Source organism: Enterobacter cloacae complex sp. P29RS (assembly GCF_014893445.1).
Taxonomy (GTDB): domain Bacteria; phylum Pseudomonadota; class Gammaproteobacteria; order Enterobacterales; family Enterobacteriaceae; genus Enterobacter; species Enterobacter intestinihominis.
Map to the genome: position 1 here is coordinate 13,621 of NZ_JADBPZ010000030.1, position 18,127 is coordinate 31,747.

An 18,127-nucleotide genomic window follows, 5' to 3' on the forward strand; every position below is an offset into this window, starting at 1 on the left:
TTTCAACCACTCATCCTCTATCCTGAGCGTTAATACCCCTGGGTCCTGGAAGACAAATATGAAACGGACAAAAACGATGAATCACGCGTCGTTCCGCAAAAGCTGGAACGCACGCCACCTGACACCTGTCGCGCTGGCGGTCACCGCCGTCTTTATGCTGGCAGGCTGTGAGCAAAGCGACGAAACGGTGTCGCTCTATCAAAACGTTGACGATTGTGCGAGCGCAACCGGTAAAGCCGCCGAGTGTACGACGGCCTATAACAACGCCCTGAAAGAGGCAGAACGTACCGCGCCGAAATATGCCTCTCGCGAAGACTGTGTAGCCGAATTCGGCGAAGGCCAGTGCCAGCAGGCTCCTGCTCAGGCAGGTATGGCGCCGGAAAACCAGGCGCAGGCACAGTCCAGCGGTAGCTTCTGGATGCCTCTGATGGCGGGTTATATGATGGGCCGTCTGATGAGCGGCGGCGCGGGCTACCAGCAGCAACCGCTGTTTAGTTCTAAAAACCCAAACAGCCCGGCGTACGGTAAATACACCGATGCCACCGGCAAGGGTTACGGTGCGGCAACGCCTGGCCGTACGATGACCGTACCGAAAACCGCGATGGCACCGAAACCAGCCACTACCAGCACCATTACCCGTGGCGGCTTCGGTGAGTCTGTGGCGAAACAAACCACCATGCAGCGTAGTGCGACCGGCTCTTCGACTCGCTCAATGGGCGGCTGATCATGGAACGAGTCAGTATTGTCGAGCGCCCGGACTGGCGCGAAAAAGCCACCGAATACGGTTTCAACTTTCACACCATGTACGGCGAGCCGTACTGGTGTGAAGACGCTTACTATAAGCTCACGCTCGCGCAGGTCGAAAAGCTTGAAGAGGTGACCGCAGAACTGCACCAGATGTGCCTGAAGGTGGTAGAGAAAGTCATCGACAGCGATGAGCTGATGACCAAATTCCGCATTCCGAAGCACACCTGGAGCTTTGTTCGTCAGTCCTGGAAAACGAACCAGCCTTCGCTCTACTCTCGCCTCGATTTGGCATGGGATGGCGTGGGTGAACCGAAGCTTTTAGAAAACAACGCAGATACGCCAACCTCCCTGTACGAAGCCGCGTTCTTCCAGTGGATCTGGCTGGAAGATCAGGCGAATGCCGGAAACTTGCCGGAAGGCAGCGACCAGTTCAACAGCCTTCAGGAAAAACTGATTGAGCGTTTCGCCGAACTGCGTGAACAGCACGGTTTCAACCTGTTGCACCTCGCCTGCTGTCGCGATACCGAAGAAGATCGCGGTACGGTTCAGTATTTGCAGGACTGCGCAGCCGAAGCGGAAGTGGCGACGGAATTCCTCTATATCGAAGAGATCGGTTTAGGTGAAAAAGGTCAGTTTACGGACACACAGGATCAGGTGATCAGCAACCTGTTCAAGCTCTACCCGTGGGAATACATGCTGCGCGAAATGTTTTCTACCAAGCTGGAAGACGCCGGTGTGCGCTGGCTGGAACCAGCCTGGAAGAGCATTATCTCCAATAAAGCCCTGCTGCCAATGCTGTGGAAGATGTTCCCGAACCACCCGAACCTGCTGCCTGCTTACTTTGCCGAAGATGATTTCCCGCCGATGGAGAAATACGTCGTTAAGCCAATCTTCTCCCGTGAAGGCGCGAACGTCTCGATTATCGAAAACGGTAAAACGCTGGAAGCGGTTGAAGGGCCGTACGGTGAGGAAGGGATGATCGTCCAGGCGTTTTATCAACTGCCGAAGTTTGGCGACAGCTATACGCTGATCGGCAGCTGGCTTATTAACGATCAGCCTGCCGGGATTGGTATTCGCGAAGATCGCGCGCTGATTACGCAGGATCTGTCGCGTTTCTACCCGCATATTTTTATTGAATAAGACTTGCCGGGTGGCGGCTTCGCCTTACCCGGCCTACATGTTGAGCGCAGGCCCGGTAAGCGCAGCGCCACCGGGCATGTTTTACCCCACCTGCACCGACAGCATACTCAAGCTCCCCATCTCAATACCGTCGACCGGTGTTGTAATAACCTCCTGACCGTCCCATGCGCCTAATACATACAGCAATGGCAAGAAGTGTTCCGGCGTCGGGTTAGAGAGCGAACCGCCGTCGTGATCCAGATAGTTCACCAAAGGGTGCCGTTCGACCGGCCCTTGCCAGGTCAGGTTGTCTTTTACATAGTCATTAAAGGCTGTTGCCCAAGGGTACGGCGTATTTTCACCGTGCCAGCGTACCGTACGCAGGTTATGCACCACGTTGCCACTGGCAATCAGCATGATGCCCTCATCACGAAGCGAAGCCAGCTTACGCCCCATCTCCATGTGCCAGGCAGCCGGTTTGGTGCTGTCGATACTCAGTTGCACCATCGGGATATCCGCATCAGGATACATCTTAATCAGCACGCCCCACGAGCCATGGTCAAAGCCCCAGGCTTCTTTGTCCAGCGCAACCGGAACAGGGGCGAGCAGATCAACCAGCCGCTGCGCCAGCTCAGGCGAACCGGGGGCCGGATAATGCGTATCGTATAGCGCCTGCGGAAAACCGCCAAAATCATGGATCGTTTTTGGCGCTTCCATGGCCGTCACGCCGGTACCCCGGGTAAACCAGTGCGCAGAGACCACCACAATTGCCTTCGGACGCGGTAACGTCTTACCCAGTTGACACCAGGCGCGGGTATAGACGTTATCTTCCAGAACGTTCATGGGGCTGCCATGGCCTAAAAACAGTGCTGGCATACGAGAAGGAGACATGGTGATATCCTTAGAGGAAGTGACAAAGTGATGGGCCTACATTACGCGCATTCAGGTGAAGATGAACGTAGATAACCGTGAAGATCATCATCAGGAAATTTGAATGCCAGATATCGCTTAAGGAGAATGCATGTCAGTACCTTTGATTTTGACCTTACTTGCTGGCGCCGCGACCTTTATCGGTGCGTTCCTTGGGGTACTCGGTCAAAAACCCTCTAATCGCCTGCTGGCCTTCTCGCTGGGTTTCGCCGCCGGGATCATGCTGCTTATCTCGCTGATGGAGATGCTGCCCGCCGCGCTTCACGCCGAAGGGATGTCGCCTGTTCTGGGCTATGGCATGTTTATCATTGGCCTGCTGGGTTATTTTGCACTCGACCGTATCCTTCCTCACGCGCACCCGCAGGATCTAATGCAAAAAAGCGTTGCCCCCATCCCTGGCAATATCAAACGCACGGCCATTCTGCTGACGCTGGGTATCAGCCTGCATAACTTTCCGGAAGGTATCGCCACCTATGTCACGGCCAGCAGCAACCTGGAAATGGGTTTTGGTGTCGCGCTGGCCGTTGCTTTGCACAATATTCCTGAAGGACTTGCCGTTGCCGGGCCCGTTTATGCCGCCACGGGTTCAAAACGTACAGCTGTCTTTTGGGCGGGTATCTCCGGGATGGCTGAAATTCTCGGCGGCGTGCTGGCGTGGCTGATCCTCGGTAGCCTCGTATCCCCGGTTGTAATGGCTGCAATTATGGCTGCCGTGGCCGGGATTATGGTCGCGCTATCTGTCGATGAGCTGATGCCGCTGGCAAAAGAGATCGATCCCAACAATAACCCAAGCTACGGCGTGCTGTGTGGAATGTCAGTGATGGGGATGAGTCTGGTTCTGCTACAAACGGCAGGTATAGGTTAAGAATTAATGCCTCCGTTTCATACGGAGGCATTATACTATTCAAAATAACAATCCTATATATTTACCCTATAATAACCCACCAAATATAAACCCATTAGAATTTCAAAAAAAGGCGTCTCTTAAGATAGCCTGAAAATATTAATTAAAAGCACCTACAAATATATTTAAGTCACGTTAATCGCGTATTCCCACCCCAATCCGTATACTTTGCAAGTATTCTGAAATTAATATTCACATTATGAATCACTCTGAAAAAGGATATTTCCATGTATATGGGTAAGAAATTACTGTTAGCAGCGGCTATGGCTGGCATTGTGTCGGGTTCTGCTTTTGCTGAAGATCAAGGCTCTGGCAAAATCAAATTCAAAGGTGTTGTTATTGACGCACCGTGCAGCATCGCACCAGACAGCGTTGATAAAGAAGTCGATCTGGGTGAAGTGACTACGGCCGTTATCAACGCCAACAAAAAATCCACGCCGGTTCCGGTCGATATTAATCTGGAAAACTGCCAGCTTGACGATCCGGCAGACGAAACCGACACGCCAATTACCAAAGTGGATGTCACCTTCACCAGCGCAGCGACAGACGCGACGGACACCAGCCTGATGAGTAACACCTATGCAAGTGGTGCGCAGAACGTGGGTGTACGTCTGCTGGATAATGCGGAGGCTGCTATCACGCTGGGAGAATCCAACGAGGTTGAGTTGCTGGCAGGATCAACCACCCAGACGCTGCATTTCAAAGCGGTTATGGAAGTCCCCACGGGTAAAACTGCGACGGCAGGCCAGGTTGAAGCCACGGCTAACTACGTCCTGTTGTACAAATAATTCTGTTACGTAACAGTATTAGCCGACTGGTAATTCATGCCGGTCGGCATCCTTTATATATTCGAGTAACAGGATGATGACGTACAAATTACAATGGATAATCATCATTGCATCCCTGTTAATGACGAGACTTACCTCTGCCACTGAATTTAATATAAACGCCATCGATAAAGATCAGCGCGGCAGCGTCGATTTATCACGTTTTAAAGATCAAATATCGGTTACGCCGGGAAGCTATTTCGTTACCGTTTCAGTTAATGATATTCCGCTGGCAAATGGCTGGCTCCTTCGCTGGAGAGAAATAAATAATGCAGTTCAGGTCTGTATTCCTCCCGAACTGGCCGATACATTTGCGTTACAGGATGAGGTTCGTCACGCTTTGCCAGAAAAAGAGGGATGCGTTGATTTCGCCGCCAGACCAGACATCAGATTTACGTTTGAGCAAGATAGCCAATCCCTGAATGTGACGATCCCCCAGGCGTGGCTGCAATACCGTGCGGTGGACTGGATGCCGCCATCCACCTGGGACAACGGCGTGCCGGGCGTACTGCTGGATTACAATCTTTTTGCCAGCCATTATCAGCCCAATAGCGGCAGCAGCAATAATAACGGCAATACCTATGGCACCGTCGGTGCGAACATGGGCGCGTGGCGCCTGCGAAGCGATTACCAGTACACGCGAAGCGATACTGAAGCAGGCTCAGAGCAGGATGGCCGTTTTTCACGCGTATATATGTTCCGCCCTCTGCCCTCAATCGGAGCGAAACTGACGCTGGGTGAAACGGATTTCCAGTCCGCAATTTTTGACGCCTTTACCTATACCGGCGCATCGCTAATCAGCGAAGAACGTATGCTGCCATGGTCGCTGCGCGGCTATGCCCCGCAGATTACCGGGATAGCGCAAACCAACGCCACGGTGACCGTAAGCCTTGCCGATCGCGTGATTTACCAAAGTAAAGTGCCACCAGGCCCGTTTGTTATTCAGGATCTTAACCAGTCGGTTCAGGGCACGCTGGACGTCAAAGTCACGGAAGAGGACGGCCGCGTCAGCACCTTCCAGGTCTCTGCCGAGTCCGTGCCGTTTTTAACGCGCAAGGGTCAGGTTCGCTACAAGTTCGCGGCGGGTAAAGTGCGCCAGGGTGCCTCCCATGACGTTGAAGATAACGCCTTCATGAGCGGCGAATTTTCCTGGGGCATGCTGTCACACACCTCCCTGTATGGCGGCACGCTGACTGATGGCGACGGTTATCGTTCCGTCGCTGCCGGGATCGGCCAGAATATGGACTGGCTGGGGGCGCTCTCTTTTGACGTCACGCAGGCCACCAGCCAGCTGCCACACCAGCGCAGTCAGACGGGTTACAGCTATCGCATTAACTACAGCAAGCGTTTCGATACCACCGGCAGTCAGCTTACGCTTGCCAGCTACCGCTACTCAGACCCCCAGTTTTTGAGCTACGCCCGCTACCTTGATTATGACGACGGTGACCGCCAGTCGGAGAAACAAACCCTGAGCATGACGGCAAGCCAGTACATTTCAGCGTTATCCCTGAACCTGTACGTCAACATGCTGCGTCAGACATGGTGGAATGATTCACCTTCCACGACCGGCAGCATCACGGCGGGCTACAACTTTGATATGGGCCGCTGGAAGAACCTCGGCGTAACCCTGTCCTGGAGTAAAACGCATTACGATGAGGAAGACGAAAGTGACGATACTCAGTTCTATCTCTCGCTCAGCGTACCGCTCGATCCCGATCATCGTCTTAACTATGACCTGCGTAACAGCGACACGCTGAGTCATAACGTGTCGTGGTATGACACGTCGGATCGCAATAATACCTGGGGCGTTTCCGCAGGCGCGGAGAGCGGAAAGCCAGATTCCGGCGCGCAGGTCAGCGGGAATTATCAGCATTATTCTACGTACGGCGATCTCAATCTCTCAGGCAGCTATAAAGCTGACGAATATAACTCCCTCAGCGCGAGCTGGAGTGGTTCCTTCACCTCAACGGCGAAAGGCGCCGCGCTGCACCGGCGCAGCTACGGTAATGAACCTCGTGTGATGGTCAGCACCGACGGGGTAGGCAATATCCCGCTGAACATGTCGCGAGATGAGACCAACCGTTTTGGCATCGGCGTTTTACCGTCATTCTCCAGCTATTCCCCCTCCAGCGTGCAGGTCAATCTGAACAACCTCCCTGATGGCGTGGACGTAGACAACCGCGTCGTGACCTCAACCTGGACTGAGGGAGCCATTGGTTATCGTCAGATTGCCACGCGCGCAGGTAAGGACGTGACAGGCGTTCTGCGAATGTCATCAGGAGCGCCACCTCTCGGGGCGATTGTTCGCCTGGAAGCAAGCAATTTGCAGGTTGGGATGGTGGCCGATGAAGGCCGCGTCTGGCTGGCCGCCGTTGAGCCAGAACAGCAGTTTCGCGTGACATGGGGCGACAACCAACAGTGTCGCTTCTCGTTACCTTCTCACTTAGAAAACAGTATGCAGTTGATACTGCCGTGTCAGTAAGAAATCATCATGAAATTAACGCCGTTTAAAAGCCTGTGCCTGATGCTAACCAGCACAGCATTTGCTACCCACGCAGCCATTAATCTGGACCGCACGCGCATTGTTTTTCCAGAAAGCGACAAGGCCAGCAGCCTGAAAGTGGACAATCAGAGCAAGGTGCTGCCTTATCTGGCGCTCTCCTGGATTGAAGATGAAAAGGGACAAAAAGAAGATACGCACTTTATGGCGCTTCCCCCCATTCAACGTATCGAAGCGGGCACCTCGTCGCAGATAAGGATTGTTAAACAAGCCACTACTCGCCAGCTGCCAGGAGACAGGGAATCGCTGTTTTATTTCAACCTGCGTGAAGTACCGCCAAAAAACACCAGCGCCAGCGAGGAGCGCAGCGTGATGCAGGTAGCAATGCAGAGCCGAATTAAGCTGTTCTGGCGTCCAGAAGCGATTAGCAAAAAATCCGGCGAACTGACTGAAATGCGAATGGAAATTTCCGCCAACGCGGATGGGCTCACGGTCCACAACCCTACGCCGTACTACATCACGCTGGCGTGGCTGAGCAAAAATGCTAAAACCATGCTGCCGGGTTTTGACAGTCTGATGATTGCGCCTTTCGCCACGGCAACCGCGTCTACCGGCGATTACCACGGTAGTTATTACAGCATCGGCTATATCGACGATTACGGTGCCCTGAAAAAAGTCGACGTGCAGTGCACCGGAACGGCGCAATGTAAACTTACCGAACGGAAAATCGATAAAGATGCGAAAGCTCGCTAGTGTCCTGCTTACATTGCTGCTTTCAGCGCTACCTTTGGAAGATGCGATGGCGCTTAACTGTTATCTGGGTGGCTCTGGCGGTTCCGTCGAGGAGACAAAAACGATCTCCCCCTTTGCCATACCCAGCAACGCCCAAATTGGCCAAAAAATATGGGAGTCTGATGACATTAGGATTCCGGTGACGTGTGACAACAACGTCTCGAGCAATTTTAAGCCGGAAGATGTCTTTGCCTGGGTAAATCCTTATCCTACCGCAACTGATCCCTATTATGAGCTGGGCGTCACCTATGAAGGTATAGATTACGATGCTACAGGTCAGCCCAACGGCGTGGATACCCGCCAGTGTCTGGACAACAATAACATCACTATTTACACCCCTGCTCAAATCCGCCAGATGGGTTGGGAGAATCGCATTTGCTCTGGTAATCCGGATGATATCCATATTTCGCGCACGTTCGTCGCCCGATTACGACTTTTCGTGAGAATAAAGGCTGTGCCGCCGCATGGCTATGTCAGTTCGCTCAGCGATTACATCGTTGTGCAATTTGACGGTAAGGGTGGCGTTAATCAGATGGCCGACGCGAAGAACCTGAAGTATCACATCAACGGGCTGCAAAACATTACGGTACTGGATTGCGGGGCGACGTTTAGCATTTACCCTGAGAATCAGGAGATCGACTTCGGCACCTTCAGTGCGCGCGACATTGTGAATCAGCAGAAGCGTATTCGCACGTTTTCAATTCGAACCACCAAAGTGCAGGATGCCCAGTGCTCGGACGGATTTAAGATGGACTCGTCATTTTACACAACCGAAACGCTCAGCGCAGACGACACCGCGGTACTGATAGGGAATGGGTTAAAGCTGCGTATTCTTAACGGAACGGAGCCTTACACATTCAACCAGTACAAGGAATACGCCGATTTTACGGGCGATATGATGAATCTTGAGCAAAACTACACGGCTGAACTTTCGCGGGATGAAGGAAAAGCGATTCAGTCCGGGCCGTTTGAAACCGTGGTACTGTTCAAAATTAACTACCACTAGAAACAAAAAAGCCGGGTTTCCCCGGCTTTTTCACATCAGCATGTTCAGCTGGCTTTACGCTCATGCGCCCGGCGGTATTCAACCAGATCTTCAATCGTCACCACTGGCATATTGTGCAGACGCGCAAAGGTGATGCACTCCGGCGCGCGCGCCATGGTGCCATCATCGTTGGTCAGTTCGCACAGCACGCCTGCGGGTTTGAAGCCAGCCAGCGTCACCAGATCGATGGTCGCTTCGGTATGACCACCACGGGTCAGCACGCCGCCCGGCTGCGCGCGCAGCGGGAAGACATGACCAGGGCGGTGCAGATCGGAGGGTTTTGCACCATCAGCAATCGCTGCACGCACGGTAGTCAGGCGGTCAGCCGCCGACACCCCGGTGGTGACGCCATGTGCCGCTTCAATGGTCACGGTGAAGCCGGTACCAAAGGCGCTGGTGTTGTTTTCAACCATCATCGGCAGATCAAGCTGCTGGCGACGGTCTTCGGTGATGCACAGGCATACGATGCCGCTACCGTGACGGATGGTCAGCGCCATCTGCTCAACGGTCATGTTCTCGGCGGCAAAAATCATGTCGCCTTCGTTTTCACGGTTTTCATCGTCAAGCACCATCACACCGCGGCCTTCGCGCAGTGCATCCAGTGCATGTTCAACACGTTGAGTTGAAGTGCCAAAAGAGGAAAGTAGCGTCTGATTCATGGTAAAAAAACCTCATTAACTTTATGGTTACCAGAATCAGGGCAGTCTTAGGAGCGCCGTACAAGCGGCAAAAAAATAACGTGAGCGGGCCATGCCCGACTGGATCGTTACTCTCTCCCATCCGGACTCTAACCGTCGGCCCCGGAATTACACCGGATCTGCTGACCTTTGAGAATTCACCCAAAGCGCTCGCGGGCTTTCAGCGTTAAGCTGATTTACCGCCGGTGGGGAATTTCGCCCCGCCCTGAGAATAAGCGAGATAACTATAACGCTATTGATTACCCTGGGCAATGCATAAGCTTCAAACAATTTTGTTTAACCCGCGGCATGACGCGCTACAATAGGCACTAACACCTTTTCATCAAGGGAAACGACAATGATTGACCCAAAGAAAATTGAGCAGATCGCGCGTCAGGTTCATGAGTCCATGCCGAAAGGTATTCGTGAGTTTGGTGATGACGTTGAGAAGAAAATTCGCCAGACGTTGCAGGCACAGTTGGTTCGCCTTGATTTAGTCAGCCGCGAAGAGTTTGACGTGCAGACGCAGGTGCTGCTGCGCACCCGCGAGAAGCTGGCGCTGCTGGAACAGCGTCTGAGCGAGCTGGAGAGCCGCAATGCGCCGGAAGAGGTGAAGCCAGCGCCAGCTATTCCACCGGTGGATGACCAGGCATAGTGCGGTCTGTTGTGCCCGGTGGCGGCTACGCCTTACCGGGCCTACATGAACGCGTAGGTCGGGTAAGGCGCAGCCGCCACCCGACATAAAAAAACGGGCCAACTGGCCCGTTTTTTACTGACTGTCTTTCTGGATCTTCTTAATGATGTTGGTGGTTGAACACCCGTCCTCAAAGTTGAGCACCATCACTTCACCGCCATTCGCCCAGACCTCTTCGCTACCTGCGATTTGCTCTGGTTTGTAATCACCGCCCTTCACCAGCAGGTCAGGCAGAATTCCGGCAATCAGGCGCTGCGGGGTGTCTTCTTCAAATGAGACCACCCAGTCCACCGCTTCCAGCGCGCCGAGCACTATCATGCGCTGCTCCAGCGGGTTCACCGGACGCGTTTCACCCTTCAGACGTTTGGTTGAGGCATCGCTGTTGACCGCCACAATCAGGCGGTCGCCCAGCTTGCGCGCATTCGCCAGATACGAGACATGACCCGCATGCAGGATGTCGAACACGCCGTTCGTCATCACCACTTTTTCACCGCGTTTGCGCGCGGCGGCAACGGCCACTTTCAGCTCGTCTTCGGTCATGACGCCAAAGCCGGTATCCGCACGCCCACGCACCGCATTTTCCAGCTCGATTGGCGAAACGGTGGAGGTTCCGAGTTTACCGACGACCACGCCCGCCGCGGCATTCGCGAAGTAGCACGCTTCTTCCAGGGAGTTCCCCGCCGCCAGCGTCGCCGCCAGCACGCCAATCACCGTATCACCGGCACCGGTCACGTCGTACACTTCCTGCGCCTGGGTTGGCATATGCAGCGGCGCCTTGCCCGGTTGCAGCAGCGTCATGCCCTGTTCGGAACGGGTCACCAGCAGCGCAGACAGCTCGAAATCAGCGATGATTTTCATGCCGCGCTCAACCAGCTCTTCTTCAGTTTTGCACTTGCCCGCCACCGCTTCGAACTCAGAGAGGTTGGGCGTCAGCAGGGTTGCGCCGCGATAGCGCTCAAAATCGGTGCCTTTCGGGTCGATCAGCACCGGAACGCTGGCTTTGCGCGCCAGCTGGATCATGGTCTGCACGCTCGCCAGCGCACCTTTGGCATAATCAGACAGCACCAGCGCGCCGATATTGCCCAGCGCCTGGCTAATGCGCTCATGCAGCGGCTCAGGATCAACGCCTTCGAACCCTTCTTCAAAGTCGAGGCGGATCAGCTGCTGGTTACGCGACAGCACGCGCAGCTTGGTGATGGTTGGGTGGGTCGGAACAGAAACGAAGTCGCACTTCACGTTCACGTCCGCCAGCGACTGGCTCAGCGCACGCGCCGCATCGTCAATGCCGGTCAGGCCCACCAGCCGCGAATGCGCGCCCAGCGAGGCTATGTTCATCGCCACGTTTGCCGCGCCGCCTGGACGTTCTTCAATGGTGTCGACCTTAACTACCGGCACCGGCGCTTCCGGAGAGATACGGCTGGTCGGCCCATACCAGTAGCGATCCAGCATCACATCCCCGACAACCATAACTCCAGCACGTTCAAACTCTGGCAGTGTTACTTTCATTCCTGACTCCAGAAAGATTCACAATTTGCGCGCGATAATATCACACTTGTTTTGTTACGCACGGTTCCACCAGCCACTTCTGCCAGCTTGCGGTCACCTGCGCGCGTTCATCGGTGAAACCGTCCAGCGCCACATGGCCCGGCTGTTCCTGTAAGGCCAGATGGTGCAACTCGTCACGCAGCGTGGTGTAGGCGCGGGTTAATGCCTGCGCCTCCTGCTCATCCATAATGTCGTTCTGCGCCAGCAGTTCCAGTATGCGCACGTTATCCGACCAGCGGGTCAGCTTCGGCTTATCGTGCGCGTGCAACAGCACCAGATACTGAGTGATAAACTCAATATCGGTAATCCCGCCCTCATCAGCTTTGATATCAAAGCGATCGCGATGTTTGTTGCCAAGGTGCGCGCGCATTTTCTCACGCATTTCACGCACTTCGGTTTGCAGCGTACAGCCTTCGCGCGGGGTCGTCATGACCGCCTTGCGGATCGCATCGAACTGCGTTTTGAGCTGCGGATCGCCGTACACCACGCGGGCGCGCACCAGCGCCTGATGCTCCCACGTCCAGGCTTCGTTCTTCTGATAGTCGGCAAAAGCCTCCGTCGAGGTAACCAGCATGCCTGCCGCGCCGGACGGGCGCAGACGCGCATCCACTTCATACAGAATGCCGGATGAGGTGCGAGTGCTGAACAGGTGCATGATGCGCTGGGCCAGGCGCAGGTAGAACTGCCGCCCGTCGATTTCACGCTCGCCGTCGGTCATCACGTCAACCGGACAGTCGTGGAGGAAAATCAGATCCAGATCGGAGCTGTAGCCCAGCTCCCAGCCGCCCAGCTTGCCGTAACCAACCACCGCAAAACCGCGGCCTTCACGGTCAGCAAGGTGCTTCGGCTGCCCGTAGCGGGCCACCATCTGCACCCACGCCTGGTGGACTACCGCGTCGATGATCGCTTCCGCCAGCCAGGTTAAGTGATCGCTCACTTTCATTACCGGCAGAGTACCGGCGATATCTGCCGCCGCCACGCGCAACATCTGTGCCTGCTTAAACTGACGCAGCGCCTCAAGCTGTTGCTCTTCGTCCTCTTCCGGCACGCGCAGCAGATACTGACGCAGCTCGTCGCGGTAAGCATCCGTCGCCGTCGGCTGATAGAGCGTATTCGGGTCGAGCAGTTCGTCGAGCAGCAGCGGATAACGCGCCAGCTTGTTCGCCACCATCGGGGAGGCGGCGCAAAGGGAAATCAGATGCTTCAGCGCGCCGGGAAACTCACTTAATAGTTCAAGGTAGGTGGTACGCGTGACGATCCCGCTCAGGAGCGGCATCATGCGCGACAGCGGCACCGGCGCATCCTCGCGGGAGCAGACATCGCTCAGCAGATGCGGCATCAGATGATCCAGCACCTGACGACCGCGCGGGCCAATGGCGCGTTTGTTCAGTTCGAGGCGGAAGTCGGCGATTAACGCCACCACGCGATGGCGGGCATCGTCGCTTAAGTGCGCCAGCACCGGCGTGGTGTCATCTTCCTGAAGCGCGTCCTGCCACAGTTCGCGCCAGTGCTCGGAGAGCGCATCGTCCTGCGATTCACTTTCGTCGTCGCCGATCAGATCGTTAAAGATGCGGCGCACGCCCGCCATATGCGCTTCCAGCCGTTCCGTCAGCGCCGCCCAGTCATCCACCCGCACCCCCCAGGCCAAACGCGCCCGGTTCAGCTCATCGCCCGGTAACGTCTGGGTCTGTTCGTCGTTGATACTTTGCAGCAGATTTTCCAGACGACGCAGGAAGAGATAAGCGTCACGCAGCGTTTGCGCGTCGCCTTCCGGCAGCAGATGCAGCTGATCGATAGCGCTGAGCGTTGGCAGCAGCGAACGGGATTGCAGAGAAGGTTCGCGCCCGCCGCGTATCAGCTGGAAGACCTGAACGATAAATTCGATCTCACGAATACCGCCCGCGCCGAGCTTGATGTTGTCCTTCAGGCCACGGCGACGCACCTCGCGGGCAATCATCCCTTTCATATTTCGCAGGGACTGGATCACGCTGAAGTCAATGTAGCGGCGGAACACGAACGGGCGCAGCATGGCGCGCAGCTCGTTGGCGTAGGCATCGTCGCTGTCGCCCATGATCCGCGCTTTGACCATCGCGTAACGCTCCCAGTCGCGCCCCTGCTCCTGGTAATAATCTTCCAGCGCGGCAAAGCTCAGCACCAGTGGCCCGCTGTCGCCAAACGGACGCAGACGCATGTCCACGCGGTAGACAAAACCATCCTGGGTGGGCTGATCCAGCGCCTTAATCAGCCGCTGGCCGAGGCGGGTAAAGAACTGGGCGTTGTCCAGCTCGCGACGACCGCCGCGCGTGGTGCCGTTCTCCGGCCAGGCAAAAATCAGGTCGATGTCTGAGGAAAAATTGAGCTCGCAGCCGCCCAGCTTGCCCATCCCCAGTATCAACAGCGGTTGCGGAACCCCGTCTTCGCTGCACGGCGTGCCCCACTCTTTACAGCAGGCGGCGTAGAGCCAATCCCGCGCGGCGACGATCAGCGTCTGCGCCAGCTCGCTCAACTGCTGCAAGGTGCTCTCTTCACTCACCAGCTCCAGCGCCTGCGCCCAGGCAATGCGTACCATCACCCGGCGGCGGAACTGACGCAGAACGCGCATCAGCGTGGGTTCATCTGCCACCTCTGCCAGCGCGGTTTGCAGCCAGCCAGCATAATGCCGCCACTCGTCAGCCTGCGGCGGCGCGCTTTCCAGCGCTGCCAGCCAGTCCGGGTTAGCGCTGACGCTCTCCTGCACAAAATCACTGAACGTGAGCACGCTTTTCGCCTGCTCGCTTAACGATGACGCGGGTAACGACTCAGGCAGGCGTTCGCAAACGGTCTGCCAGTGCTGCTGTAACTGCGAAGAAAGCGGCATATCAGGGGTTCCTTGCCAGAATTAACGTTTTCCGCTGTGCAGCCAGTACGGATCCTGCGAAATGGCCTCGTTGCGGAAATGCTCGATTTCGATCTGCTGACGGGTCTCGATGGCATGCTTCAGCCCCTGCCAGTTCTCCAGCCAGGCCTGCGCCTTAACGCCCTCATACGCACCTGACAGCAGCAACATGCTGTCGATGTTACGCGCCAGGCGGGGAAGCTGATCGCCATACTGGTCGCCCAGCGGATGCGCGAAGGTGGTTCGCAGCTCGGCCGCGTGACGGGAGAGGTGGATATCCGCAAAACGTTTGAAGTTTTCCGCGATTTTGGTCTGCCCTTTCGCATCGAGGAACGTGCGCCAGCCGCGCGTCACCAGAAACTCGGTCAGCGCCAGTTTCGCGCCGGCGTTTTGCGGGCTGTAGATCGCCGTTTGTGCCGACACGTCGGAAAGCATCAGCGTTTCGGTTTGAGTGAGCAAATCACGTAAGTGAGTGCTGGCTTTACGCGGTACAATGCCGCCAAAGAGCGTCAGGGTATGACGCACCAGCCCCATAGCGGCCAGCACCTGTTTTTTGGCATTTTTCACGTTACGCGCCCACAGCTCCTCGTGGTACTGCCACTGAGAGAGCGCCAGCTCCAGCGCCGCTTCCATGCCCTGCTCAACGGAGGCTTTCGGCACAACGCGCAGAATCGGGGTTTCTCGCAGCACGCGCGGCGCATTCCCGGCGGCCAGGTGATAGCCGCGTGCCGCTTTACTCAGGCTGCCCTGACGCAGGCCAGGCTGGTTCACCAGCTTGTGCGCCAGCTTCAGCACATCACTCGCCTCGCCTTCCAGCAGTTCGAGTTCCAATTCGCAGATCGGCTCCTGCTCTTCACCCGCCTTAATTTCACCTCGATCAAACGCAATCTCAATGCGGCTCTTGCCTTCCGTCACCAGCCATTTCTCGCGCCAGAAATCGGTGCTGAACAGCGGTTGCGCCTCTGCCGACAGCGTTGCGGGCAGCGTCCCTTCCGGCCACACTTCCGCCGGAAAACGATCCAGCTCAAGTTCTGGCTTACTGATGTCGATATTGTATTCCGGACGCTGGTGCAAACCGCCCACCACGCGACCGGCGATTTTCATCGTCATCTCGTAGCGCCCGTTCGCACCACGGATGCGCAGGCCCATATCGTGGCTGCGCAGCCAGTTGTCCGGCGTTTCGTAATAGATGTTGAGCAGCTGTACGGGTTCATGGTGCTCGCCGGACAGCGTATTCAGATGCTGGCGGAGCGCGTCAGCGCTGTCTTTTTCGACGATAAACTTTAATTCGATCTCTTGTGCCATAGCCTTGTACTTTTGCGTGCGTCACAGACGCGTCGATGAAGGCGAACTTCCTCGCCATTTGTTTGTCAGTACATAGTATTTTGCGCCAAATTGCCACGCAATGAGCAATTTGACGGGCGTAAAAGTTTAAAGCGGTGGAAATCATGACACAGATGATTCCGATTGATGATGAATCCTTTGCGTAGCGACACTGATACCACTACTATCGTTCCACTTTTTATGAAAATAACGACTGATATGCTTAAATTACGCCTGATTGGACTTACTTTACTCGCTTTTAGCGCTGCAACCGCGGTCCACGCTGAAGAGAAACGTTACGTTTCTGATGAACTGAATACCTGGGTACGCAGCGGCCCTGGAGACAATTATCGCCTCGTGGGTACGGTAAATGCCGGCGAGGAAGTGACTCTGCTGCAAACTAACGCAGACACCAATTACGGTCAGGTTCGTGACAGCTCTGGCCGCACCTCATGGATCCCGCTGAAAGAGCTAAGCACAGTGCCAAGCCTGCGCACCCGCGTGCCGGATCTGGAAAATCAGGTGAAAACCCTGACCGATAAGCTGAACAACATTGACGGTACCTGGAACCAGCGCACCGCAGAGATGCAGCAGAAAGTGGCGCAAAGCGACAGCGTGATCGCCGGTCTGAAAGACGAAAATCAGAAGCTGAAAAACGAGCTGATCGTCGCACAGAAGAAAGTAAACGCCGCTAATCTACAGCTGGATGACAAACAACGCACCATCATCATGCAGTGGTTTATGTATGGCGGCGGCGTACTGGGCGTCGGTCTGGTGCTGGGTCTGGTGCTTCCTCACCTTATCCCAAGCCGTAAACGTAAAGACCGCTGGATGAACTAACTCGTCTTCTCTGCCACACTTACGTATCATCTTGCGAAAAGAGAAAACGGGAGTGTTGGCGTGAAGAGTTATCTGGTCGGTGGTGCGGTACGTGATGCGTTATTAGGTCTGCCGGTCAAAGATAAAGATTGGGTCGTGGTCGGTGCCACGCCCGAAGCGATGATTGACGCGGGCTACCAGCAGGTAGGCCGCGATTTTCCTGTGTTCCTCCATCCGAAAAGCCGCGAAGAGTACGCCCTGGCGCGTACCGAACGGAAATCGGGTTCCGGTTATACCGGCTTCACCTGCTATGCCGCGCCGGATGTCACGCTGGAGCAGGACTTACTGCGCCGCGATCTCACCATTAACGCCCTGGCGCAGGACGAAAACGGACATATCATCGACGCCTACGGCGGCCAGAACGATCTGCGCGATCGTCTTTTACGCCATATTTCCCCCGCCTTTTCTGAAGATCCGCTTCGCGTACTGCGCGTGGCGCGTTTTGCCGCCCGTTATGCCCATCTGAGCTTCCGTATCGCCGACGAGACGATGGCGCTGATGACGGCCATGACCGACGCGGGCGAGCTGGAACACCTGACGCCAGAACGCGTCTGGAAAGAGACCGAAAACGCCCTGACCACCCGCAACCCACAGGTCTTTTTCCAGGTTCTGCGCGACTGCGGGGCGCTGAAAGTGCTGTTCCCGGAAATAGACGCGCTGTTTGGCGTGCCCGCCCCGGCGAAATGGCACCCGGAAATTGATACCGGCATTCACACCCTGATGACGCTTAGCATGGCCGCTATGCTCAGCCCTGAAGTGGACGTGCGCTTTTCCACCCTCTGCCATGACCTCGGCAAAGGTTTAACGCCAAAGGAGTTGTGGCCACGCCACCACGGGCACGGTCCGGCTGGCGTAAAGCTGGTTGAAGGGCTTTGCCAGCGCCTGCGCGTGCCGAATGACATTCGCGATCTGGCAAAACTGGTCGCCGAGTTCCACGACCTGATCCACACCTTTCCGATCCTGAAACCCGCCACCATCGTCAGGCTGTTCGATAACATCGACGCCTGGCGCAAGCCGCAGCGCGTGGAGCAAATTGCGCTGACCAGCGAAGCGGACGTGCGCGGTCGTACCGGGTTTGAAGCGTCCGATTATCCGCAGGGTCGTTTGCTGCGCGAGGCGTGGGAAATCGCAAAAGCGGTGCCAACGAAAGAGGTAGTGGAGGCAGGGTTTAAAGGCCCGGAGATCCGCGAAGAGCTGACGAAACGGCGGATTGATGCGGTTGCGGCGTGGAAGGAAAAACGTTGCCCTCAGCCGAAAGACTGAGGGCGGT

Annotated in this window: 15 protein-coding genes and 1 riboswitch; of the genes, 10 read left to right on the plus strand and 5 right to left on the minus strand. The window is 55.8% G+C overall.

All coding sequences use genetic code 11. The features are described from left to right. Positions 1–58: 58 nt before the first annotated feature. Together IM282_RS19705 and IM282_RS19710 are read left to right on the plus strand one after the other, a co-directional pair. Complete coding sequence (locus IM282_RS19705; RefSeq protein WP_192970747.1) at positions 59–724, plus strand: DUF1190 family protein; 666 nt, start codon at positions 59–61, stop codon at positions 722–724. A 2-nt stretch (positions 725–726) separates the two neighbouring features. Next, the gene (locus IM282_RS19710; protein WP_126315185.1) at positions 727–1,887 is read left to right on the plus strand and encodes a glutathionylspermidine synthase family protein; all 1,161 of its coding nucleotides are present in this window, start codon (positions 727–729) and stop codon (positions 1,885–1,887) included. An 81-nt stretch (positions 1,888–1,968) separates the two neighbouring features. Here IM282_RS19710 and ygiD read toward each other — a convergent pair whose 3' ends face one another. Beyond that, positions 1,969–2,757: a 4,5-DOPA dioxygenase extradiol gene (gene ygiD / locus IM282_RS19715; RefSeq protein ID WP_038416743.1), complete on the minus strand. Its 789-nt coding sequence runs from the start codon at positions 2,755–2,757 to the stop codon at positions 1,969–1,971. A 130-nt stretch (positions 2,758–2,887) separates the two neighbouring features. Between ygiD and zupT the strand changes: the two genes are divergently transcribed. From zupT to IM282_RS19740, 5 genes are all read left to right on the plus strand, one after another. Further along, positions 2,888–3,661 (plus strand): zinc transporter ZupT, encoded by a 774-nt coding sequence (gene zupT, locus IM282_RS19720; RefSeq protein WP_022649430.1) that lies wholly within the window; start codon positions 2,888–2,890, stop codon positions 3,659–3,661. 266 nt (positions 3,662–3,927) lie between these two features. Beyond that, the gene (locus IM282_RS19725) at positions 3,928–4,488 is read left to right on the plus strand and encodes a fimbrial protein (RefSeq protein WP_022649431.1); all 561 of its coding nucleotides are present in this window, start codon (positions 3,928–3,930) and stop codon (positions 4,486–4,488) included. 76 nt (positions 4,489–4,564) lie between these two features. Beyond that, positions 4,565–7,009, plus strand: a complete 2,445-nt coding sequence (locus tag IM282_RS19730) for a fimbria/pilus outer membrane usher protein (RefSeq protein ID WP_126315313.1) — start codon at positions 4,565–4,567, stop codon at positions 7,007–7,009. A gap of 9 nt (positions 7,010–7,018) precedes the next feature. Then, positions 7,019–7,780, plus strand: a complete 762-nt coding sequence (locus tag IM282_RS19735; RefSeq protein WP_023306972.1) for a molecular chaperone — start codon at positions 7,019–7,021, stop codon at positions 7,778–7,780. Beyond that, a complete protein-coding gene (locus IM282_RS19740; protein ID WP_058646834.1) occupies positions 7,764–8,825 on the plus strand; it encodes a type 1 fimbrial protein in 1,062 nt (353 codons plus the stop codon). The genes IM282_RS19735 and IM282_RS19740 overlap by 17 nt, the downstream gene beginning before the upstream one ends. Positions 8,826–8,869: 44 nt before the next feature. Here the strand turns inward: IM282_RS19740 and ribB are convergent, their stop codons facing one another. Then, positions 8,870–9,523 carry a 3,4-dihydroxy-2-butanone-4-phosphate synthase gene (gene ribB / locus IM282_RS19745; RefSeq protein ID WP_003862538.1) on the minus strand — a complete coding sequence of 218 codons (654 nt, stop codon included), beginning with the start codon at positions 9,521–9,523 and terminating at the stop codon, positions 8,870–8,872. 105 nt (positions 9,524–9,628) lie between these two features. Next, positions 9,629–9,779: riboswitch (FMN riboswitch) on the minus strand. 120 nt (positions 9,780–9,899) lie between these two features. Between ribB and ubiK the strand changes: the two genes are divergently transcribed. Continuing rightward, a complete protein-coding gene (gene ubiK, locus IM282_RS19750) occupies positions 9,900–10,196 on the plus strand; it encodes a ubiquinone biosynthesis accessory factor UbiK (RefSeq protein WP_000566823.1) in 297 nt (98 codons plus the stop codon). Between the two features lie 114 nt (positions 10,197–10,310). Here ubiK and hldE read toward each other — a convergent pair whose 3' ends face one another. Genes hldE through IM282_RS19765 form a run of 3 tightly spaced genes read right to left on the minus strand, consistent with a single transcriptional unit; the run spans position 10,311 to position 15,960 of the window. Continuing rightward, positions 10,311–11,741 (minus strand): bifunctional D-glycero-beta-D-manno-heptose-7-phosphate kinase/D-glycero-beta-D-manno-heptose 1-phosphate adenylyltransferase HldE, encoded by a 1,431-nt coding sequence (gene hldE, locus IM282_RS19755; RefSeq protein ID WP_015571898.1) that lies wholly within the window; start codon positions 11,739–11,741, stop codon positions 10,311–10,313. 40 nt (positions 11,742–11,781) lie between these two features. Continuing rightward, the gene (gene glnE, locus IM282_RS19760) at positions 11,782–14,637 is read right to left on the minus strand and encodes a bifunctional [glutamate--ammonia ligase]-adenylyl-L-tyrosine phosphorylase/[glutamate--ammonia-ligase] adenylyltransferase (protein WP_192970748.1); all 2,856 of its coding nucleotides are present in this window, start codon (positions 14,635–14,637) and stop codon (positions 11,782–11,784) included. Between the two features lie 21 nt (positions 14,638–14,658). After that, the gene (locus tag IM282_RS19765) at positions 14,659–15,960 is read right to left on the minus strand and encodes an inorganic triphosphatase (protein WP_192970749.1); all 1,302 of its coding nucleotides are present in this window, start codon (positions 15,958–15,960) and stop codon (positions 14,659–14,661) included. A 237-nt stretch (positions 15,961–16,197) separates the two neighbouring features. Between IM282_RS19765 and IM282_RS19770 the strand changes: the two genes are divergently transcribed. Both IM282_RS19770 and IM282_RS19775 read left to right on the plus strand, forming a co-directional pair. Then, complete coding sequence (locus tag IM282_RS19770; protein WP_001303390.1) at positions 16,198–16,818, plus strand: TIGR04211 family SH3 domain-containing protein; 621 nt, start codon at positions 16,198–16,200, stop codon at positions 16,816–16,818. Positions 16,819–16,878: 60 nt separating this feature from the next. Continuing rightward, positions 16,879–18,120 (plus strand): multifunctional CCA addition/repair protein, encoded by a 1,242-nt coding sequence (locus IM282_RS19775; RefSeq protein ID WP_023298627.1) that lies wholly within the window; start codon positions 16,879–16,881, stop codon positions 18,118–18,120. The last annotated feature ends 7 nt before the right edge of the window (positions 18,121–18,127 follow it).